This window comes from Nocardioides sp. WG-D5 (assembly GCF_054031175.1).
This window is the reverse complement of the sequence record NZ_CM132928.1, coordinates 4,855,164-4,876,058: the sequence shown is the minus strand read 5'-3', so window position 1 is coordinate 4,876,058 and position 20,895 is coordinate 4,855,164. Positions and strand designations below refer to the sequence as shown.

Annotated in this window: 19 protein-coding genes; 2 read left to right on the top strand and 17 right to left on the bottom strand. The window is 72.1% G+C overall.

Translation table 11 applies throughout. From position 1 onward, the window contains the following. Nucleotides 1–22: 22 nt before the first annotated feature. The 5 genes from ACWZJV_RS23555 to ACWZJV_RS23535 form a co-directional block, all read right to left on the bottom strand. Nucleotides 23–385, bottom strand: a complete 363-nt coding sequence (locus ACWZJV_RS23555) for a hypothetical protein (protein WP_196874799.1) — start codon at nucleotides 383–385, stop codon at nucleotides 23–25. Continuing rightward, the gene (gene ffh, locus ACWZJV_RS23550) at nucleotides 385–1,947 is read right to left on the bottom strand and encodes a signal recognition particle protein (RefSeq protein ID WP_008363336.1); all 1,563 of its coding nucleotides are present in this window, start codon (nucleotides 1,945–1,947) and stop codon (nucleotides 385–387) included. Before ffh ends, ACWZJV_RS23555 begins: the two co-directional genes overlap by 1 nt. Before the next feature lie 87 nt (nucleotides 1,948–2,034). Continuing rightward, nucleotides 2,035–4,248, bottom strand: coding sequence for a [protein-PII] uridylyltransferase (locus ACWZJV_RS23545; protein WP_457179067.1), 2,214 nt, complete (start codon nucleotides 4,246–4,248; stop codon nucleotides 2,035–2,037). Nucleotides 4,249–4,291: 43 nt separating this feature from the next. Next, nucleotides 4,292–4,630, bottom strand: a complete 339-nt coding sequence (locus ACWZJV_RS23540) for a P-II family nitrogen regulator (RefSeq protein WP_008363338.1) — start codon at nucleotides 4,628–4,630, stop codon at nucleotides 4,292–4,294. Nucleotides 4,631–4,679: 49 nt separating this feature from the next. Then, on the bottom strand, nucleotides 4,680–5,018 hold the full coding sequence (locus ACWZJV_RS23535) for a P-II family nitrogen regulator (protein ID WP_008363339.1): 339 nt from the start codon (nucleotides 5,016–5,018) through the stop codon (nucleotides 4,680–4,682). A 196-nt stretch (nucleotides 5,019–5,214) separates the two neighbouring features. Between ACWZJV_RS23535 and ACWZJV_RS23530 the strand changes: the two genes are divergently transcribed. After that, on the top strand, nucleotides 5,215–6,261 hold the full coding sequence (locus ACWZJV_RS23530; protein ID WP_196874801.1) for a class I SAM-dependent methyltransferase: 1,047 nt from the start codon (nucleotides 5,215–5,217) through the stop codon (nucleotides 6,259–6,261). 44 nt (nucleotides 6,262–6,305) lie between these two features. Here the strand turns inward: ACWZJV_RS23530 and ACWZJV_RS23525 are convergent, their stop codons facing one another. Continuing rightward, entirely contained in the window at nucleotides 6,306–7,874 is a 1,569-nt protein-coding gene (locus tag ACWZJV_RS23525; RefSeq protein ID WP_196874802.1) for a glycosyltransferase family 2 protein, read from the bottom strand. A 102-nt stretch (nucleotides 7,875–7,976) separates the two neighbouring features. On the opposite strand from ACWZJV_RS23525, the gene ACWZJV_RS23520 reads away from it, so the two are divergent. Next, nucleotides 7,977–9,863, top strand: a complete 1,887-nt coding sequence (locus ACWZJV_RS23520) for a rhamnan synthesis F family protein (RefSeq protein WP_457179065.1) — start codon at nucleotides 7,977–7,979, stop codon at nucleotides 9,861–9,863. A gap of 6 nt (nucleotides 9,864–9,869) precedes the next feature. Here ACWZJV_RS23520 and ACWZJV_RS23515 read toward each other — a convergent pair whose 3' ends face one another. The 11 genes from ACWZJV_RS23515 to ACWZJV_RS23465 all read right to left on the bottom strand — a co-directional run bounded on the left by ACWZJV_RS23515 (nucleotide 9,870) and on the right by ACWZJV_RS23465 (nucleotide 20,875). Further along, nucleotides 9,870–10,835 carry a sugar phosphate isomerase/epimerase family protein gene (locus tag ACWZJV_RS23515; protein WP_457179063.1) on the bottom strand — a complete coding sequence of 322 codons (966 nt, stop codon included), beginning with the start codon at nucleotides 10,833–10,835 and terminating at the stop codon, nucleotides 9,870–9,872. A 41-nt stretch (nucleotides 10,836–10,876) separates the two neighbouring features. Beyond that, entirely contained in the window at nucleotides 10,877–11,884 is a 1,008-nt protein-coding gene (locus ACWZJV_RS23510; RefSeq protein ID WP_196874805.1) for a sugar phosphate isomerase/epimerase family protein, read from the bottom strand. 25 nt (nucleotides 11,885–11,909) lie between these two features. After that, a complete protein-coding gene (locus ACWZJV_RS23505; RefSeq protein WP_457179061.1) occupies nucleotides 11,910–13,283 on the bottom strand; it encodes an alkaline phosphatase family protein in 1,374 nt (457 codons plus the stop codon). Further along, entirely contained in the window at nucleotides 13,280–14,464 is a 1,185-nt protein-coding gene (gene eboE, locus ACWZJV_RS23500; RefSeq protein WP_457179059.1) for a metabolite traffic protein EboE, read from the bottom strand. Before eboE ends, ACWZJV_RS23505 begins: the two co-directional genes overlap by 4 nt. Then, nucleotides 14,461–15,333 (bottom strand): TatD family hydrolase, encoded by an 873-nt coding sequence (locus ACWZJV_RS23495; RefSeq protein WP_457179057.1) that lies wholly within the window; start codon nucleotides 15,331–15,333, stop codon nucleotides 14,461–14,463. The genes eboE and ACWZJV_RS23495 overlap by 4 nt, the downstream gene beginning before the upstream one ends. After that, entirely contained in the window at nucleotides 15,333–15,938 is a 606-nt protein-coding gene (locus ACWZJV_RS23490; RefSeq protein WP_457179055.1) for an EboA domain-containing protein, read from the bottom strand. Before ACWZJV_RS23490 ends, ACWZJV_RS23495 begins: the two co-directional genes overlap by 1 nt. Beyond that, on the bottom strand, nucleotides 15,935–16,813 hold the full coding sequence (locus tag ACWZJV_RS23485; RefSeq protein ID WP_457179053.1) for a sugar phosphate isomerase/epimerase family protein: 879 nt from the start codon (nucleotides 16,811–16,813) through the stop codon (nucleotides 15,935–15,937). Before ACWZJV_RS23485 ends, ACWZJV_RS23490 begins: the two co-directional genes overlap by 4 nt. Then, nucleotides 16,810–17,658 carry an SCO3242 family prenyltransferase gene (locus tag ACWZJV_RS23480; RefSeq protein ID WP_457179051.1) on the bottom strand — a complete coding sequence of 283 codons (849 nt, stop codon included), beginning with the start codon at nucleotides 17,656–17,658 and terminating at the stop codon, nucleotides 16,810–16,812. The genes ACWZJV_RS23485 and ACWZJV_RS23480 overlap by 4 nt, the downstream gene beginning before the upstream one ends. Continuing rightward, the gene (locus ACWZJV_RS23475; RefSeq protein ID WP_457179049.1) at nucleotides 17,655–18,818 is read right to left on the bottom strand and encodes an inositol-3-phosphate synthase; all 1,164 of its coding nucleotides are present in this window, start codon (nucleotides 18,816–18,818) and stop codon (nucleotides 17,655–17,657) included. The genes ACWZJV_RS23480 and ACWZJV_RS23475 overlap by 4 nt, the downstream gene beginning before the upstream one ends. Beyond that, on the bottom strand, nucleotides 18,818–19,636 hold the full coding sequence (locus tag ACWZJV_RS23470; protein ID WP_457179047.1) for a ThuA domain-containing protein: 819 nt from the start codon (nucleotides 19,634–19,636) through the stop codon (nucleotides 18,818–18,820). Before ACWZJV_RS23470 ends, ACWZJV_RS23475 begins: the two co-directional genes overlap by 1 nt. 63 nt (nucleotides 19,637–19,699) lie before the next feature. Continuing rightward, nucleotides 19,700–20,875: a Gfo/Idh/MocA family protein gene (locus ACWZJV_RS23465; protein ID WP_457179045.1), complete on the bottom strand. Its 1,176-nt coding sequence runs from the start codon at nucleotides 20,873–20,875 to the stop codon at nucleotides 19,700–19,702. Nucleotides 20,876–20,895 lie beyond the last annotated feature (20 nt).

The window sequence follows — 20,895 nt, the reverse complement described above, 5'->3', positions numbered from 1 at the left end:
CGTGCGTAACCCCGCGAATTCCTCAGATCTGGTCAAGCAACCAGGACGGTCCCAGCGCCGTGGCACCCCCACAGCGCGCCTGCAGCATCCGGTCGGCGCTCACCAGCGTCACCCGGTCACCCTTCTCCAGCGCCTCGCGGACGACCCCGACGATCGCGGCGTCACCGTCCTTCGGCGCGTGCACGGTCTGCACGTGGGCGTCCCGCCCCGGACGTACGCCGCCCTTGGCCTGTCCCTCCAGGACCAGGACGATCCGGTCGTGCGGAAGGTCTGCGACCAGCAGGGCCTCGTGCAACCGGCGCGCGGCGCCGGCGCGGTCCTTCCACCAGCCGTCGGGGCGGGCGCCGACGACGTTGGCGCCGTCGACGACCAGGACCGTGGCCACTACTTCAGGAACTTGGAGAAGTCCGCGGGCAGGTTGAGGTCGGCGGCTGCCTTCTCGTAGTCGATCTCCTCGCCGCCGGGCACTCCGAACGGGTTGGCGGCGGCCGGCTTCTTCTCGGCCTCGGCCTTGGCCTGCTGGGCGGCCTTGGCCGGGTTGCCGGACTTGCGCGCGCCCTTGCCCTTCTTCTTCTGCGCGACCTGCTTGGCGCCGGCGCGCTTGCCGAAGCCGGCACCGGGCGCGCCGGGCATCCCGGGCATGCCGCCGCCGGAGGCGAGCTGCTTCATCATCTTCGATGCCTCGGTGAAGCGCTGGATGAGCTGGTTGACGTCGGAGACCTGGCGGCCGGAGCCCTTCGCGATGCGGGCGCGGCGGGAGCCGTCGAGGATCTTCGGGTTGGCGCGCTCGGCCGGGGTCATCGACTGGATGATCGCCTTGATCCGGTCGATCTCACGGTCGTCGAAGTTGTCGAGCTGCTCGCGGAACTGGCCCATCCCCGGCAGCATGCCCATCAGCTTCGACATCGAGCCGAGCTTCTGGAGCTGCTGCATCTGCTTGAGGAAGTCCTCGAGCGTGAACTCGCCGCTCGCGATCTTGGCCGCGTCCTGCTGGGCCTGCGCCTGGTCGAAGGTCTTCTCGGCCTGCTCGATCAGGGTGAGCATGTCGCCCATGTCGAGGATGCGGCCGGCCATCCGGTCGGGGTGGAACAGGTCGAAGTCGGTCATCTTCTCGCCGTTGGAGGCGAACATGACCGGCTTGCCGGTGATCTGGACGATGGAGAGCGCGGCACCACCGCGGGCGTCACCGTCGAGCTTGGTGAGGACCACACCGTCGTAGCCGACGCCGTCGAGGAAGGCCTGTGCGGTGTTGACCGCGTCCTGACCGATCATCGCGTCGACGACGAAGAGGACCTCGTCGGGGTTGACCGCCGCCTTGATGTCGGCGGCCTGCTTCATCAGCTCCTCGTCGATGCCGAGGCGGCCGGCGGTGTCGACGATGACCACGTCGTGGAGCTTGCGCTTGGCCTCCTCGACGGCGTCGCGGGCGACGTCGACCGGGTTGCCGACACCGTTGCCGGGCTGAGGCGCGTAGACCGGGACGCCGACGCGCTCACCGTTGACCTGGAGCTGGTTGACCGCGTTGGGTCGCTGCAGGTCGGCGGCCACCAGCAGCGGCGCCTTGCCCTGCTCCTTGAGCCACAGCGCGAGCTTCGCGGCCAGGGTGGTCTTACCGGCACCCTGCAGACCCGCGAGCATGATGACGGTCGGGCCGGTCTTGGCGTAACGAAGACGGCGCGTCTCGCCGCCGAGGATCGTGACCAGCTCGTCGTTGACGATCTTGACGATCTGCTGGGCGGGGTTCAGCGCCTGGCTGACCTCCTCGCCGCGCGCCCGCTCCTTGACCCGGGCGACGAACTCGCGCACCACCGGCAGCGCGACGTCGGCCTCGAGCAGCGCGATGCGGATCTCGCGAGCGGTGGCGTCGATGTCGGCATCGGTGAGGCGGCCCTTGCCCCGGATGTTCTTGAACGTCGTGGCGAGCCGGTCGGAGAGCGTGGCGAACAAAGCGGTCCTTCAGCAGAGTGGTTGTCCTGCCAAGACTAACGAACAGATGTGCGCGGTACGGCATCCGGCGGCAGGGAGAGGAACGGGTCAGTACTCGAGGGCCGCGCGCACCGCATGCGCCGCCTCGGCCGCCCGCTGCTCGGCCAGAGCGCCGGCGTGGGCCTCCTGCAGGTAGAACACGTCGACGGCCTGCGGGCCGAGGGTGGAGATGTGGGCGGAGCGGACGGCGATCTCCATCCGCGCGAGCGCGGCGGCGACGGTGTAGACGACCCCGGGTCGATCGATCGTGCGCACCTCGAGGACGGTGGCCTTGCTGGACGCCTCGGGGCGTACGACGACCGACGGCTCGCTCCCCCGCGCGGCCGCGCTCGGCGCCAGCCGGGCGGCCGGGTCGAGCCGGCCCTCGGTGATGGCCGAGAAGCGGGTACGCAGCACCGCGGCGTCGACGTAGGAGTCGTCGAGGTCCCACACGCTCACCCCGAAACCTGCCTGCTGCCAGGCACGACACGCCCTGACCGGCAGCCGGGCGACCGCGAAGGTGGCGGCCAGGTCGGCGAGCAGCCCGAGCCGGTCGGGCGCGATCACCCAGACCCGGGCGCCGTCGGCGAGCGGCTCGGCGCGGAAGGAGGCCGCCCCGGCACGTACGCTCTCGGGGATCTCGACGGCGGCCTGGGGCCGCTCCCCCGCGGCGATGCCGGTGTCGAGGACGCGCGCGGCCCGACGGGAGAGGTCCAGGATGAGCCGGGCCCGCCAGCTGGTCCAGGCCTGAGCGCTGGTCGCCCGCGCGTCGGCCTCGGTAAGGGCGGTGAGCAGCGCGAGCGCCTCCGCGTCGCCCATCGTGTCGACCACGAGGTCGACGGTCGCCGGGTCGTCCGGGTCTCGGGTGGTCGCGGTCGTGGAGAGCAGCAGGTGCCAGCGCACCAGCAGCGAGATCAGCTCGACCTCCTCGTCCGGGAAGCCCATCCGGGTGGCGATCCGGCGGGCGATCGGCTCCCCCGCGACGCTGTGCTCGGTCAGCGAGCCCTTGCCGATGTCGTGGAGCAGCGCCGCGACGAGCAGCACGTCCGGCCGGGCCACGCGCGGCATCAGCGCGACCGCCTCGATGCAGGCCTCGATGGTGTGCCGGTCGACGGTGAAGCGGTGGATGATCGAGGCGTGCGGGAGCAGCCGGATCCGCTCCCACTCGGGCAGGATCCGGGCGACCGCGCCGGTCTCCTCCAGCGTCTCCCAGACCGCGAGCAGCCCACGCCCGGCCCCCACCAGTCGCAGGAAGAGACGACGTGCCTCCTCCGGCCACGGCTCGGGCAGCGCCGGGGTGTCGCGGGCCAGCCGGGCGGCGGTCGGCGGCGCCAGCGCCACCCCGTGCTCGGCGGCGAGCGCCGAGGCGCGCAGCAGCATCAGCGGGTCCCGCGACGGGCGGGCGCCCGGCACCAGCACCACCTCGCCGGAGGCGAGCGCCAGCCCGCCTCCCAGCGGCGAGAGCCGGGGACGGCGCGGCGCTCCGGGACGCGACCGCTCGAGCACCCCGTCCACGCGCCGCCAGGCCAGGCGGGAGAGGTGGGTGATGCGGCGGCCGATGGTGCGTACGTGGGCCTGCGCGGTGCGCGCGTCGGCCAGCTCGAGACGCTCGGCGAGCTGGTCCCACATCTCCGGCACGACCCGGTCGGTGGCCCGGCCGGCGATCTCCTGCACGAGGTCACGCACGTCGAGCAGGGCCCGGCGCGACTTCTCCAGGTCGACCGCGGGCACGTCGACCAGCCAGGTCGCCACGATCGCCTTGATCACCACCGCGTCCCGCAGCCCGCCGTACATCTCCTTCAGGTCGGGCACCGAGGCGTGCGCGAGCTCACCGGCGCGCCGGTGTCGCTCCACGCTCATCGTCCTCAGCTCGGGCAACAGGGACCGGGCGTGCTTGCGCCAGTGCGCCAGCATCGTCGTACGCAGCCGCAGCACCAGCCCGCGGTCGCCGGCCAGGTGCCGGATGTCGAGCAGCCCGAGGGCGACCCGGAGGTCGCCGGTCGAGGCGGAGAGCATCTCGGAGAAGGAGCGCACCGAGTGGTCCAGCTTGGGCGCGGCGTCCCAGAGCGGATACCAGACCTGCTCGGCCACCGGCCCGGTCGGGACGGCGTCGTCGTGCACCAGGACGAGGTCCCAGTCGGAGAAGGGCGCGAGCTCCCCGCGCCCGAATCCCCCGACCGCGACCAGGGCGACCCCGACCTCGGGGCCGCCGGCCGCGGCGTACGCCTTGGCGCACTGCTCGTCGGCCTCGGCTGTACGCGCCGCCCGGCCCTCAGCGGTCACGCCGCTCGCTGCCGCTCACTCATGCGCCAGCCCCGTCCATGAGTCAGATAGCGGCGTCGTCGCGGTCGCCGGTGCGTACCCGCACGATGGTCTCCAGCGGGGAGACCCAGACCTTGCCGTCGCCGATGCGCTCGGTCTTCGCCGAGGTCTCGATGGCGCTGACCACCGACTCGACCTCCTCGTCGGGCACGGCGATCTCGATGCGGATCTTCGGCACCAGGGCGACGTCGTACTCAGCGCCGCGGTAGACCTCGGTGTGGCCCTTCTGCCGGCCGTAGCCGGAGACCTCCGAGACGGTCATGCCGGTGACACCGACAGCTTCCAGGGCGACGCGAACGTCCTCCCACTTGTGGGGTTTGATCACTGCGGTGACGAGCTTCATTTCTCTCCTCCGGTGGGATTCGATGGACCGACACTGCGACGAAGCCTAGTCAGAGCGCCTCTACGTCGCGCGCCCCGGTCCGTACGCGGACGACGGACTCGATCGGGCTGAGCCAGACCTTCCCGTCGCCGATCCGTCCGGTCTGTGCGGTCTTCACGACGATCCCCACGACGTCCGCCGCGTCCTCGTCCTCCACCACGATCTCGATGCGGATCTTCGGCACCAGGGCGATGTCGTACTCGGCTCCCCGGTAGACCTCGGTGTGGCCCTTCTGCCGGCCGTAGCCGGAGACCTCCGAGACGGTCATCCCGGTCACGCCGAAGGCCTCCAGGGCCTCGCGCACGTCCTCCCACTTGTGGGGTTTGATCACTGCGGTCACGAGCTTCACGAGAGGGCGCCTCCAGAGGTCCTTGATCCTGCCATCTTCACCGCCACCTTCACCTGGCGAGGTTTCGACACCCCGAGGCATGTGTTTCCACTGTGTAACAGACCATTTCACCGTACGTCGCCGAAGCATCGAAACACCCCGCAAATCACCCGCGCCGCACCCGCGCGACACCACCAAAGGTCGCTACCCTCGTCGCATGTCGCACTACGCCGTCGAGATCGACCTCGATCACCCCAACACCAGCCACGTCCAGGTTCTCGACCTGGCTGGGTCGACCGCCTCGGCGGGCGAGGTGAAACGCGTCCTCGACGTCGGCTGCTGGACCGGCGAGATCGGCCGGATCCTCACCGAGCGCGGCTGCACCGTCACCGGTATCGAGATCGACCGCGAGGCCGCGAGCCTGGCCGAGAAGGTCCTCGACAAGGTGGTCGTCGCCGACCTCGACGCGACGCCGCTGACCGAGATCGTCGAGCCCGGCTCCTTCGACGTGGTGATCTTCGCCGACGTCCTCGAGCACCTCGTCGACCCGCGGGCGGCGCTGGAGCAGGCCCGCGACCTGCTCGCCCCCGGCGGCAGGGTGGTCATCTCGATCCCCAACGTCACCCACGGCTCGCTCCGTCTCGCCCTGCTGCAGGGCCGCTGGCAGACCACCGACACCGGCCTCCTGGACCGCACCCACATCAAGTTCTACTCGCGCGAGGGGCTGCTCGAGCTCTTCGCGGAGGCGGGCTACGCGGTCGAGGACCTGCGCGGCACCACCGCCGACCCGCTCAACGTCGAGGTCGCGGTCGACCCCGACCTGCTTCCCGACGTCGCCGTGGAGTGGGTGCGTCAGCAGCGTGACGCGCTGGTCTACCAGTTCCAGCTCGCCGCCCGGCCGCTCGCCGACGGCGAGGTCCCGCCCGCGCCGCCCGAGCTCGTCCAGGCCGCCCCGGCCGACGAGGTGCGGCTCCGCGACGCCCACACCAGGCAGTTCGAGGAGGTCACCCGCTCCCGGCTGGCCACGCGCGACCACATCCTCGGCATCCAGGCCTCCGCCAACTCCGCCCAGGCCCGGGTCGGCACCCTGTCCAAGCAGCTGCGTGAGTCCCGCGAGGTCAACCGGCGCCGCCGCGAGCGCATCGAGCGCCTTCGCGGCAAGGTCGCCGGCCTCGAGGCCGACCTGACCTACGCCAACCGCCACCCGGTGCGTAACTTCGGCCGCCGGGTCGTCCGCCGCCTCCGCCGCGCCGCCCAGTCGTAGTCACACGGAGGCGCTGCGCGAGCTGCGAAGCAGTCGCATTCGATTCAGCGGATGCCGTTGGAGTAGCGCTCGCGCACGTCCATGTAGTTGCCCCACCGGTTGTTGACGAAGTCCTTCTCCCAGTCGTGGACCGCGTTGTCGCGGCTGACCGACTCGAAGTGGAAGAGGACGACGTCGTGGAGCCAGACCAGGCGCAGGCCCAGTGAGCGACGGACCTTGAGGCACAGGTCGACGTCGTTGTAGTTGACCGGCAGCCGCTCGCTGAACCCGCCGGCGTCGAAGAAGACCTCGCGCCGCATCGCTACGCACGCGCCGGTGAGCGCGGAGGTCTCCCGGTTGATGTGCAGCTCGCCGTGGTTGCCGCGCTCCTCGGGGCGGGCCCGGTAGTAGGCGTGGGTGATGGTGCCGCTGCCGTAGATCAGGCCGGCGTGCTGGATGCGGAGGTCCTCGAAGAGGAGCTTGGGGCCGGTCATCCCGACGTCGGGCTCGCGCAGCGGCGCGATCAGCTGCTCGATGACGCCCTCGGAGTAGGCCTCCATGTCGTCGTTGAGGAAGATCAGCACGTCACCGCGGGCGTGCGCGGCGCCGACGTTGCACTTGGCGCTGAAGCTGAACTTCTCGGTGAACTCGACGAGCTTGATGTCGGCGCCCTCGATCGCCCGCAGCGCCTCGAGCACCGGGGCGGGGGTCGGGGTGTCGTAGACGATCACGAACTCGACGTCGCGGTGCTTGGTGGCGGCGACCACGGAGCGGACGGTCTCGACGACCATGGCGCGCTTCTCGCCCCACACGATCGCGCTGGTGCCGATGGTCGGGATGATCACGCTGACCGGGGTGTCCAGGTCGGGCTCCCGCTCGACCCGGTAGAGGCCGGGCGAGACGCCGTGGGTGGCCCTCGCCCGGATCCCGAGCCGGTCCAGGTGGGCCTGGACCGCGCGTACGCCGGCGTCCCAGGCGTAGGGCTTGGCGTGGTTGTCCGCGGCGGCCGAGCCCGGCACCTGGCGCCAGTGGTAGAGCACTCCGGGGACGTGGACGATGCGCCGGGCACGCTCGCTGACCCGCAGCACGAGGTCGTGGTCCTGGGAGCCGTCGAAGCCCTCCCGGAAGCCGCCGACCTCCTCCACGACGGAGCGGCGGAACACGGAGAAGTGGGTGCAGTAGTTGTGGTGGCGCAGCCGCTCCGGGGACCAGTCGGGCTTGTAGTAGGCGTCGCGGAGCTCGCCCGCGTCGCTCATCAGGTCCTGGTCGCTGTAGGCGTAGTCGAGGTCGTCGAACCGGTCGTAGGCGGCGACCATCTTGGCCATCGCGTTCGGCTCGAGCACGTCGTCGTGGTCGAGCAGGGCGACCAGCTCGCCGCTCGCCTCGGCCAGCGAGGAGTTCGACGCGGCCACGATGCCGCCGTTCTCGGCGCGCTCCACGATCCGCACCCGCGGCTCCTTCGCGGCCAGCTCGCGCAGCCGCGGCAGCACCCAGGGCTGCGGTGATCTGTCGTCGCTGAGGATCCATTCCCAGTCCTCGTAGGACTGGCCGAGGACCGAGGCGATGGTGTCCTCGAAGGCATCGGCGGGCGGGTTGTAGACAGCGGTGATCAGGGACAGCCGGGGCGATGGCATGGGCTTCAGCCTATGCCGCCCGCGGACGGTACGCAGCACCCGACACGGGCCGGGCGACCGTTAGGGTGATGGCCGACATCACATCGTCTCGGAGGTTTGGCCGTGTCCCGGTTGGCAGTGTTGGCGACGTACGACTCCGAGGGCCGGCTGTGGCCGCACGTGCGCCGCCAGATCGAGGCGTACGCAGCAGCAGCCGAGGTCGTGGTGGTCTCCGCCGGTGGCCTGCGCGAGGAGGATCGGGCCTGGGCGCGAGCCAGGGCGCAGGTGATCGAGCGCGACAACGTCGGCTACGACTTCGCCTCCTACCAGGCCGGGCTGGACGCCGCCGGGGACCTGACGCGCTTCGACCTGGTCGTGCTGGCCAACGACAGCTTCATCGGCCCGGTGGTGCCGCCGGAGCGGATCTTCGAGGAGATGGCCGCGCGCGGCGTCGACTTCTGGGGGCTGACCCGCAACGAGGAGATGGGCGACCACGTCCAGAGCTACTTCGTGGGCTTCGCGCCGACCACGATCGCCTCCGCCGCCTTCGCCGGGTTCTGGCACGACTTCGAGCCGCTCGACGACCGGGCCGAGGTGATCACCCGCTACGAGGTCGGGCTCACCCGGCGGCTCGCCGAGGCCGGCCTCACCTACGACGCCTACTTCGTGCCGCGGGCGCACGAGCACCGCCGCGCCCGGGCACGAAGGTCCTGGATGGGCGTCAACATCACCTTCGACCCCGACACCGACCCGCACCTGCTCCCGGACAAGACCGCCGAGTGGAACCTGGTCCGCAACATCGGCGACCAGCCGCCCAACCCGTGCAACACGATGGCCGACAGCGTGCTCGACGACGGCCGGCTGCCGATCGTCAAGATCGAGACGCTGCGCGACGATCCCTACGCCCTCGACGCCGAGGCGCTGCTTCGGCACTGCGAGCTGGCCTACCCGAGCGTGTTCGAGGGGGTGAGCGACTACCTCGACCACACCCGGGAGGCCCGCGGCCGACGGCTCACCAAGGTGACCCCGCTGAGCCCCGAGCGCCGTCTCGACGGGCGGGCGCTGGCCTACTGCGCACCCGCGGCGGGGCCCGACGAAGGGCTCCGACCCTCGAGCCGGTTCCCGCCGGGGTCGCTGGCGGGCGAGAACACTCCCCCGGCGCAGATCGCCGCGCTGGTCGGCTCGGCGCCGAACGTGCTCGAGGTCGGCTGCTGGACCGGTGAGCTCGGCCGCCGCCTCGGCGCCCAGGGCTGCCGGGTGGCGGGTGTCGAGGCGGATCCGGAGGCCGCTGCGTACGCGGGTGAGGCACTGGCCGAGGTGGTCGTCGCCGACCCCGCCGCCACCGCGCTGAGCGACCTGTTCGACCCCGGCAGCTTCGACGTCGTCGTGCTCGCCGACCAGGTCGAGTACGCCCCGGACCCGGCCGCGGTCCTCGAGGACGCCCACGCGCTGCTCGCTCCGGGCGGGCGGATCGTGGTCTCCGCGCGCAACGCGTCCCACGGCTCGCGGCGGCTCGCCGCCCTGCAGGGGCACTGGTCGATGACGGCGCTGCCGGTCGACCGCACCCCGCGGCGCTCCTACGACCGGGCGGGCCTGCTGCGGCTCCTGGCCGACGCCAACCTGGTGGCGACCGACCTGCGCGGCACCGTCGCCGACCCTCTCGTCTCCGACTTCGGCGTCCCGCAGAAGACACTGCCGTACGGCATCGCCGAGTGGGTCCGTGACCGCCCCGACGCCATGGTCGAGACCTTCCAGGTCGCGGCACGGCCGGCGGTCCCCGGCGAGCGCGTCGAAGCCCCGGAGCTCGTCCCCGCCGTGGCCCCCGAGACCGTACGTCTCACCGACGCCCACACCGAGCGGGCCGAGCGGGTCCGGGCCGAGCGGCGCGCCGGCCGTCGGCTCCCCGAGCGCGTCGCGGAGCTCGAGGAGCACGTCCAGCAGCTCGAGGCCGAGCTGGCCCGCCACCCGTTGCGACGGGCGGCGGGCCAGCTCAAGCGGCGCGTGCTCTGAGGTCGGTCAGTAGCGCAGGCGGCGCAGGTAGGAGTAGCCGACCTCCGCGGTGCGGAGCGGGCTGATCTCCGGGGTGTCGTTCTCGACGATGTACTCCTCGACCTCGTGGGCCTCGAAGACCTTTGCGAAGTCGATGAAGCCGGTGCCGAGGTCGACGTGGTCGCCGGTGGCGGGGTTGCGGTCCTTGACGTGGTACTGCCGCACCCGCTGCGGCCCCGACGTGATGGTGTCGATGGCGAAGTCGATCGCCTCGGCGTTGGACAGACCGCGGTTGACCCCGCCCGTCACGGCCCAGTAGATGTCGATCTCGAGGTGCACCAGCCCGGGGTCGAGCTCGCTGGTGAGGACGTCCCAGGGAGTCACGCCGCCGCCGAGATCGGTCGTGAACTCGTGGGCGTGGTTGTGGTAGCCGTAGGCGATCCCGTAGCGCTTCGCGGCGGCCGCCTCGACGTTCATCTGCTCCGCCCAGGTCTGCCAGTCGGAGAGCGAGCTCGAGGCGAGGTAGGGCACGACCATGTAGCGCTGGCCCAGGGTCGCGGCGTTCTGCAGCTTGGTCTGCAGGTCGGCGGGTGTGGCGCTGATGCCGTCGTGGGAGGAGGAGGCGCGGATGCCGAGACCGTCGTAGAAGGCGCGCAGCTCGGCCGCGGTCTTGCCGAAGTAGCCCAGCGCCTGCTCGACCCGCGGGTAGCCCATCTCCGCGATCTTCGTCATCGTCGCGTCGAAGCCCGCCGCGCCGTTGAGGTCGTCGCGCAGCGTCCACAGCTGGATGCTGATCCGGCCCGGGGGCACCCGGCAGGCGCCGCGCTTGGCCGCCACGGCCGCACCGGCCGGCGAGAGCAGGCCCGGCGCTGCGGCCAGCATGGCACCGCCCGCGACGGCGCCGAGCGCGCCCTTGACCATCGAGCGACGGCTCAGGCCGCGCTCCTCCAGCGAGCGGCGCAGCGCGCCCTCACCATCGAATCCGTAACACATGGCTGTTTCCTCTCGGGGGGTTTCGAACTCTCGGGGTCGAGTCAGTCGTTGGTGCTGAAGGCGGCGTCGAAGGCGGCCTCCGGGGCGTCGAAGGCGAGCCGGCGGACGAACTCCAGCGCCTCGGGCGCGCCCACGAGGCGGTCCATGCCGGCGTCCTCCCACTCGACCGAGATGGGGCCCTCGTAGCCGATGGCGTTCAGCATCCGGAAGCACTGCTCCCAGGGGACGTCGCCGTGGCCGGTGGAGACGAAGTCCCAGCCGCGCCGCGGGTCGGCCCAGGCCAGGTGGGAGCCGAGCCGGGCGTTGCGGCCGTTGCCGGTCTGCAGCTTCGTGTCCTTGCAGTCCACGTGGTAGATCCGGTCGCGGAAGTCCCACAGGAACCCGACCGGGTCGACCTGCTGCCACACCATGTGGCTGGGGTCCCAGTTGAGGCCGAACGCCTCCCGGTGACCGATCGCCTCCAGGGTCGCGACGGTCGACCAGTAGTCGTAGGCGATCTCCGAGGGGTGCACCTCGTGGGCGAACCGCACCCCGCACTCGTCGAAGACGTCGAGGATCGGGTTCCACCGGTCGGCGAAGTCCTGGTAGCCGGCCTCGATCGTCTCCTGGGAGACGGGCGGGAACATCGCGACGTACTTCCAGATGGCGGAGCCGGTGAAGCCGACGACGGTCTTGACGCCGAGGTTCTTCGCCGCCCTGGCGGTCATCTTCATCTCCTCGGCCGCCCGCTGACGTACGCCCTCGGGGTCGCCGTCGCCCCAGATCTTCGCGGGCAGGATGTCCTGGTGCCGCTGGTCGATCGGGTCGTCGCAGACCGCCTGGCCCTTGAGGTGGTTGGAGATCGTGAAGACCTTCAGGTTGTGCTTCTCCAGCAGGTCCAGCTTCGCCTGGGCGTACGTCTCGTCCTCGGCGGCCTGCCAGACGTCGAGGTGGTCGCCCCAGCAGGCGATCTCCAGGCCGTCGTAGCCCCACTCGGAGGCGAGGCGGCAGACCTCCTCGAACGGCAGGTCGGCCCACTGGCCGGTGAAGAGCGTGATCGGTCGGGTCATGATTGTCCTTCCTCAGGGGGAGCTTTCAGGCGAGCAGGGATGCGAGCAGGTCACGGACCTCGGTGGCCTCGAACCGGTCGCGCTTGGCGGAGGCGTCGGAGCAGACGAGCACGGGGCCGTGCCGCGGGTCGTCCGGCAGCCGGCCGTGGCTGCCCGAGACCGGGGCGGGGTCGAGCGGCACCACGCTCATCGCGTAGCGCAGCCCGGCGGTCTTACGGGCCAGCGTGGTGGCGGCCCGCAGCTTGACCCAGCGGTCCTCGGGGTCGAGGAACAGCTCGGCCGGGTCGTAGCCGGGCTTCTTGTGGATCTCGACGCCGCGGGCGAAGTCGGGCGCGTTCGCGTCGTCGAGCCAGTAGTAATAGGTGAACCAGGCATCGGGCTCGGCCACCACGACCAGCTCGCCGGCGCGCTCGTGGTCGAGTCCGTACGCCGCCTGGCCGGTGCGGTCGAGGACCTCGGCGACGCCGTCGAGGCCGGTGAGCAGGGCCCGGACGCGTTCCAGGTCGGCGGGGTCCTTGACGTAGACATGGGCGATCTGGTGGTCGGCGACCGCGAAGGCCCGCGACGTCCACGGGTCGAGCAGCTCGCCGGTGGCGTTGTGGTGGACGTGCAGGAGACCCTCGCGGCGCAATAGCCGGTTGATGTCGACCGGGCGGGAGGCGGCGGTGATGCCGTACTCGCTCAGCAGCACGACGCGGACCCCTGCGGCCTCGGCGTCGTCGAGCAGCGGTGCCAGGGTGGCGTCGACGTCGCGGGCGGCCTGGACGGCCTGGGGGCTGTCGGGTCCGAACCGCTGCAGGTCGTAGTCGAGGTGAGGGACGTAGACGAGGGTGAGGTCATGGTCGGGCATGACCTTGCGGGCGGCCTCGACGATCCATGCCGAGCTCTTGATCGAGGCGGTCGGTCCCCAGTAGGTGAACAGCGGGAACGGGCCGAGCTCCTGGGTGAGCTCGTCGTGGAGCGACGGTGGCCAGGTCCAGCAGTCCGGCGACTTCTTGCCGTCGGCGTGGTAGGCCGGGCGCGGGGTGACGGTGGTGTCGACGTCGGCGCCCATGGCGTACCACCAGCAGATGTTGGCGACCTTCGCGCCCGGGCGCCGGCGGCGTACGACGTCCCAGAGCTTCTCGCCCTGCACCAGCGCGTTGTGCTGGCGCCACAGCAGCACCTCGCCGAGGTCGCGGAAGAACCAGCCGTTGCCGACGATGCCGTGGTCGCGTGGCAGCGCACCGGTCAGGAAGGTCGACTGGACCGAGCAGGTGACCGCGGGCAGCACCGTGCCCAGCTCGGCGGTGAACCCCGACTCCCCCACCTGCCGCACCCGCGGCATGTGCTGGAGCAGCTCGGGGGTCATCCCGACCACGTCGATGACCAGCAGCTTCTCACCCAGGTTGTCGCTCATGCCGATGCCTCCTGCAGCTGTTCGAGTCCGGCCTCGAGGAGCCGGTCGCGTGTCCAGTCGAGCTCGGCCGCGATGCCCGCGACCAGGCCGGCGTCCCCGTCGGGGCGGACCTGCTCGGGGAGGACGCCCCAGGTGTAGGTCTCGACCTCGAGGTGGTCGGTGTGCGCGACCGGGCCGCCGAGGAGCGCGTCGAGCGTGCCGGCGAGGTGGTCGCGGGTGCTGCGCAGCGGCGGAGCCGGGTCGGCGTGGAGAGGTACGTGGAAGTGCACCCGCCACGGATGCTCGGCCGGCAGCGGACGATGGCCACCGAGCGCCTCGGGCAGGTCGTCGCGGCTGTCCACCCGCGCCCCGCGGGGCTCGCGGGTCTGGTGGAGGAAGCGGTCCTCGGAGTAGGAGGCGAGGGCCTCCCGGGTCGCCGGGTCGCTCGGGTCGTCGGCGTGCAGGGCAGCGGAGACCTGGACCTTGACGACCGGCAGCCCGGCCACCTGCAGCCGGTCGAGCGCCTCGGTGGCGTCCTCGAACTGGGTGGCGAGATGGCAGGTGTCGACGCAGATCCCGAGGTGCTCCGGTGCCAGCCCAGCGAGCCGCGTGACCGCGTCGCGGGTCGTCTCCACGACGCAGCCCGGCTCCGGCTCGAACCCGACCCGGATCGTCCTACCGTGCTCGGCCTCGATGCCGGCCAGGCCGTCGGCGAGCTCGCCGATCAGCTCCCGGGCGGCCCGGTCGCGGTCGGTGAACCACGGGGTGCGCCAGCCCAGCGGGAGCGTCGAGATGCTGCCGCGGGTGGCATCGTCGGGCAGCAGCGCCGCCAGCACCCGGGCACAGTCGAGGGTGTAGTCGAGGCGGCGCCGGGTCGACCAGTCCGGGGAGTAGACGTCGCGCTTCACGACCGGGGCATGGAACCCGGCGTACGGGAAGGCGTTGAGGGTGACCACCTCCAGGCCGTGGCGGTCCAGCCCGGCGCGGAGCCGACCGAGGGTGGCCGGGTCGCCGGCCAGCTCGTGGGCCGTCGCCGCGGGGAGCCACAGCCCGAGACCGAGCCGGGGCTCGCCGAGGCGCGCCCGCACCTCACCGGCGTAGCGGCGGAGCTGGTCGAGGATGCCGTCGACATCCTCGGCCGGGTGCACGTTGCTGCAGTAGCCGAGGTGGACGACGGTGCCGTCGCCGTGCCGGAACCTCATGCCCGCTCACCCCGCAGCAGCGAGTTGCCGGCGAAGGTCGCGCCCTGGTCGGCCTCGGGTACGTCGAGCAGCAGCCGTCCGCTCTGGCCGAAGAACTCCACCGGGTTGCGCCACAGCACCTTGTCGACGTCGTCCTCGGAGAACCCGGCGGCGAGCATCGCCTCGCCGGTCGCCCTCGTCCGGAGCGGATCGGACCTCCCCCAGTCGGCGGCGGAGTTGACCAGCACCCGATCGAGCCCACGGCCATCCTGAACTCTTTGGGAAAGCATCGCGACCATCCGGTCGGGGTCCATCTTGGTGTCGGGGTAGATCGAGAAGCCCATCCAGGCGCCCGCCTCGTCGACGACGTCGACGGTGACCTCGTTGAGGTGGTCGACGACGACCATGCCGGGCTCCATCCCGGCCGCCTCGACGAGGTCGAGGGTGCGGCGGGTGCCGGCCAGCTTGTCGCGGTGGGGCGTGTGCACCATCGCCGGCAGCGCGAACTCACGGGCCAGCTCGAGCTGCCTGCTGAAGGCCTTCTCCTCCTCCTCGGTCATCGAGTCGAAGCCCACCTCGCCGACCGCGACGACCCCGTCCTTGGCGAGGTAGCGCGGCAGCAGGTCGAGCACCGGCGTGCAGCGCGGGTCGTTGGCCTCCTTCGGGTTGAGCGCGATCGTGCAGTGGTGGGCGATGCCGAACTGCGAGGCCCGGAACCGCTCCCAGCCGACCAGTGCGTCGAAGTAGTCGACGAACGAGTCGACGCTGGTCCGCGGCTGGCCGAGCCAGAAGGCCGGCTCCACCAGGGCGCGGACGCCGGCGGCGTACATCGCCTCGTAGTCGTCGGTCGTGCGCGAGCTCATGTGGATGTGCGGGTCGAAGATGCGCATCAGGACTCCCGAGTGGTGTGGAGGGGGGCGGGGTCGGGAAGGAGGGGCAGGGCGTCGGCGGGCACCTCGCGGCCGGCGGCGCGCCGCTCGGCGGCGTAGTCGGCGACCATGCGTCGCAGCTCGTCGTCGGCACGGAGGTCGAGCCCGTCGACCAGACGAAGAGGTACGCCGACGAAGAGGCACTTGAGGACGGCCTGACGCCACGCGGCGTCGTCGAGACGGGCGGCGTACGTCCCCATGGCGGCGGCCACCAGCCGCGGGTCGTTGGTGCGCAGCGCGTCCTGGAGCAGGTCGACGGCTCGGTCGCCCAGCAGCTCCGAAAGGTGTCCGAGGCCGAGCAGGACCGCGCGCCGCTCGTCGGCGTCGCCGAAGCGGTAGAGGTCGTGGATCTCGGCGCTCAGCGCGTCGGCGTCGCCCGCGAGGCCGCGGCCGAGCGCGCCCAGTAGCCGCACCCGTACGTCGTCCTCGACCCGGTCCGCACCCGGTTCGGGCGAGGTGCCCGGAGTGCGCCCGATCTCCCTGGCCGCGGCCGGGAAGCGGGTCCGGATCCGGGCCGGGGTGGCCTCGATCTCGGCGCACCACTCGGTCAGAAGCGTCTCGTTCATGCGCGCACCTCCTCGGTGTGTGGGAGCGCCGCCAGGGTCTCGCGCAGGAACGCCAGGGAGCGCTCTGCGACGACCGGGGCGGCGTGGGACTGCCGGGGCAGCTCGAGCGAGGCCAGCCCGGTGTAGCCGATCTCGACGAGGGTGCCGAGCGCGGCGGTGAAGTCGACCTCGCCGGTGCCGAGCTCGAGGTGCTCGTGGACGCCCTCGACCATGTCGTCGACCTGCACGTTGGCCAGCAGCGGGCCGGCCCGGCGGATGGTCTCGGCCATCCCCCGCGGCTCGTTGCAGACGACGTGTCCGAGGTCGAGGGTGACCCGGAGCAGCTCGGGGTCGTCGAGCCGGCGGCGCAGCTCGAGAAGGGCGTCGAGGGTGTCGATGAAGTGCCCGGGCTCGGGCTCGACGGCGCACACGACGCCGCGACGCTGCGCGAGGTCGAGGACCCGCCAGACGCCGTCGCACAGACGGCCCCATGCCCGGTCCTCGTCGACGCCCTCTGGCAGGCTGCCCGACCAGAACGAGACCGCCTCGGCACCGAGGTCGGCGGCGACCTCGACCGCGCGGTGCAGGTAGTCGACCCGGCGGCTCGCCTCCGGAGCCGGGTGGAGCAGGGTCGGGTGGTGCTTGCGGTACGGATCGAGGATGTAGCGGGCGCCGGTCTCGACCACGACGGACATGCCGAGCTCGTCCAGCCGGTCGCCGATCTGCGCCACCCGGCCCGCGAGGTTCGGCCGGTAGGGGTCGAGGTGGAGGTGGTCGAGGGTGAGCGCGACACCGTCGTAGCCCAGGTCGGCCAGGACGGTCAGGGCGTCCTCGAGCCGGTGGCTGTGCATGCCGTTGGTGCCGTAGCCGAACCGCAGGGTGCTGGTCGCGGTCATGTCGGCGACACCACCTTCGAGGCGGCCCTGACGATCGGCCCTGCGGCCAGCAGCCCGATCGCGGCCAGCGGCGAGCGACGGGCGATCAGCGCAGCCTGCAGCGGGATCATCCCGCGGATCCCGGCGCCGGTGGCCCGCCGGACGGTGCCGGCATCCGGCGAGGAGACCGCGGCCAGCTGGGCGGAGCCGACACTGCCTGCGTACGTCGCGGCGAGGGCGACGGGAAGCGCCGCCCGCCCGTGCCCGGCCGCCATGGCCGCGGTCGCGACCGTGACGCCACCGGCGAGCCCCGCGGTGAGGGGCCGGGTGCCGTGGACCTCGCCCCGGCTGAGCAGGGTGACCCCTGCGGTGTGCGCGGCGAGCAGGCCGGCCGGGACGAGCCCGGCCCGCGTACGTCCGGCAGCACTCGCCCCGAGGAGCACGTCGAGACCTCGTGCCGCGGCCATCGCGAACGGTCCGGCCGGGGTGTCCTTGAGGACGGTGTCGTAGGCCCACACCGCACCGGCCAGGGCCGCCGCCGTGGCGGCGGCCGGACGGCCTCCGGCGAGCGCGGCCAGCCCGACGCCCGCCGCGGTCAGCCCGACGGCCGCCCCCAGCGCCTGGCGGGGGCTGACCCGGCCCGATGGGATCGGCCGCTCCGGTCGCTCGACGGCGTCGAGGTCGCGGTCGGCCCAGTCGTTGAGCGCCATCCCGGCCCAGTAGAGCGCCACCGACGCGGCCGGCATGGCGACCGACCGGGCCCGCAGCGGGCCGGCCGCGGCCGCCCCGGCCAGGGTGTCGCCCGGCACGGTGAGGGCGGCCGGCAGCCGGACCAGCTCGGCGAAGGCTCGGGCGCGAGGCGTCATACGCCCACCTGACCGACGCGACTGCACCACGCGACCAGCTCGTCCCACTGCGTACCGAGCCGGTGCTCGGTGGAGCCGGCCGGGTCCTTGAAGAAGAACCCGAACGGCAGCGGTCCGCTCTCCCCCACCTCGGCCGCCCGCAGGGTGAGCCGGGCCAGGTCGAGCACCAGCGGCGCGGCCAGCGCCGAGTCGCAGCCGCTCCAGGTGAACTGCAGCGACATCCGCACCCCGAGGAACCCCTCGAAGGAGACGTGGTCGATGGCGGTCTTCCAGTCGCCGTGGTCGGGCACGTAGTCGATGTGCATCGGCCCCTCCACCGGGTGGCCGAGCATCGCCTCCAGACCCTGGGCCTTGGTGGCCAGCTTGCTCTGCGCGTTGGCCGGGTCGGCGAGCGTGGCACCGTCACCGCCGCCGAGCATGTTGTAGGACGCCCAGGCGTTGACCTGCAGCGCTCGCGTCGCGAACATCGGCGCCAGCGCCGACTTCAGCAGCGTCTCGCCGGTCTTGCCGTCGGAGCCGGCCCACGGGAGGCCGGCCCGCTCGGCGAGCGTGACGAGCACCGGCAGCCGCGGCCCCGGGCTCGGCGTGAAGGAGACCACCGGGCAGCCGGCCCGGTAGGCGGCCAGGACGTAGACGGAGCTGGCCGGCAGCGGCGACTCCCCCGCTGCCAGGGCCGCGTCGAGGGCATCGGGGTCGGCCAGCGGCCCACCGTCGGTGACCTCGGCCGGCCGCTCGGTGCTCGCGACGTCCACCACGACGACCCGGTCGAGCCCGTTCTCCTCACGGAAGGCGACGAGATCGGCGGTCAGCCGTTCGACGGCGGCACCCTGCGGCTCGGCGCCCGCCGGGTCATAGCCCGTACGCAGCCGCCCCTCGACCTCCTCGAGCTCGCCCGCGATCGCCGGCAGGATCCCGGCCGGGAGGACACCGCCTGCGGCGAGCCGCTCGGCCCGCTTCACGAGCGGCTCGGTGCACAGATCGTGCCCGCCGATCACCAGATCGTCGAGAGAGGGCAACCCGGCAGCGGCGATCTCCGGCTGCTCGGCCACCAGCCCGACCCGTCCGGCGAGCCCGGCCCGCACGGCCAGCGCGCCGACCGTCGTGGTGACACCCACCGAGCCGCAGGCACCGACCAGCCAGACGCCGACTCTGCTGCCCATCAGCCCGCCTCGCAGCGGAACGGGGCTACCCCCGCGACCATCTGGATGCCGCCGAGGACGTGGGAGAGGAACGCCGGCTCGGTGAACGACTCGTTCGTGTGGCCCATCCCGGTGTAGAACGCCCGCCCGCCGTCGTACTCGTGGCACCAGGCGATCGGGTGCGGGTCACCCATGGCGAACCGGCCGGGGCTGTAGCTGGTCTCGTCGAGGTCGGCGAGGACACGGATCGAGTCGGCGGGACGGTCGCGGAAGCTGTACCACTCGTCCCAGCGCGTCCACCGCTTCGGCAGCTCGGCCGTCGCCGCGGTGTTGCGCGCGTGCACCTTCACGGTCGCGGTCTGCTGCGCGGGGTGTCCGGCGAAGTAGGCGCCGACGAGGCCGCCGTACCAGGGCCAGTTGTACTCGGTGTCGGAGGCCGCGTGGACACCCACGTAGCCGCCGCCGTCCTGGATGTAGCGCTCGAACGCGGCCTGCTGTCCCGCGTCCAGCACGTCACCGGTCGTGGAGAGCCAGAGCACCGCCTCGTACTCAGCCAGGCTGGCGTCGTTGAACACGGCCGCGTCCTCGGTGGCGGTCACCGTGAAGCCGTTCTCGGCCCCGAGCTGCTGGATCGCCGCGATGCCGTTCGGGATGGACCCGTGCCGGAACCCCGCGGTCTTGGAGAACACCAGGACGTCGTACGTCCCCAGCCCCTCGCTCCCGTCGGAGCTGTCGGCGCTCGCGGCCGGTGCCGGCGACAGGCCCGGGGCCATGGCGGCCACGGCCACCAGCCCGATGCTCGCGATCAGCGTCCGGAACCTTCTCGATGCGTACTTCATGGTGCTGTCCCTTCTGTGCTCAACGGTCTGAACAGGCTGGAGGCCGGGTGGCCCCGGGGTGGATCAGGCAGGGATCTCCTGCCATGTCCTGGTGTCGGAGCTGGTCTCGACGGCGGCGAGCACGCGCTGGACCTGGAGGCCGTCGGCGAACGACGGTGTCGGCTCAGCCCCCTCACCGAGCGCGCGGACGAGGTCGACGACCTGGTGGGTGAAGCCGTGCTCGTAGCCGAGGCCGTGGCCGGGCGGCCACCAGCCCTCCAGCCACGGGTGCTCGGGCTCGGTGACGACGATCCGGCGGAAGCCGCCCTCGGTGTCCGGCAGGGTCGCGTCGTGGAAGTGCAGGACGTTCATGTCCTCGAAGTCGAAGGCCAGGCTGCCCTTCGACCCGTTGATCTCGATCCGGATCGCGTTCTTGCGGCCGGTGGCGAAGCGGGTCGCCTCGAACGAGCCGATCGCTCCCCCGGCGAACCGGGCGAGGAAGACCGCGGTGTCGTCGACGGTGACCGGGCCACGACCTTCGCCGGCGGTGGCGGAGAGACCGGACGAGGCCTCGGCGACCGGACGCTCCTTGACGAAGGTCTCCAGCATCCCGGCGACCTCACGGATCCGGTCTCCGGTGATGTGCTGGGTCAGGTCGATGACGTGGGCGCCGATGTCGCCGAGCGCGCCCGAGCCGGCCTTGGTCTTGTCGAGCCGCCAGCTCAGCGGGGTCTCCGGGTCGGCGAGCCAGTCCTGGAGGTACTGAGCCCGCACGTGGTGGAGCTCTCCGAGACGACCGTCGGCGACCAGCTTCCGGGCCAGGGCGACGGCGGGCACCCGGCGGTAGGTGAACCCCACCATCGCGCGCACTCCTCGCTCGGCGGCCTCGGCGGCGGCCGCGGCCATCCGCTCGGCCTCGGCCACGGTGTTGGCCAGCGGCTTCTCGCACAGCACGTGCTTGCCGGCCGCCAGGGCAGCGATCGCTATCTCCGCGTGGGTGTCGCCGGGGGTGCACACGTCGACCAGGTCGACGTCGTCACGGGCGATCACCTCGCGCCAGTCGGTGGCGCTCTCCTCCCAGCCGAAGCGGGTGGCGGCCTCGGCCACGCGAGTGGCGTCGCGGCCGCAGACGACCTGCATCCGGGGGGTGAGGGGAAGGTCGAAGAAGCGGTGGGCGCTGCGCCAGGCGTGGGAGTGGGCGGCACCCATGAAGGCGTACCCGATCATCCCCACCCCGAGAGTGGCGTTCTGCTCGGTCATCGGAACTCGATCCTGTGTCT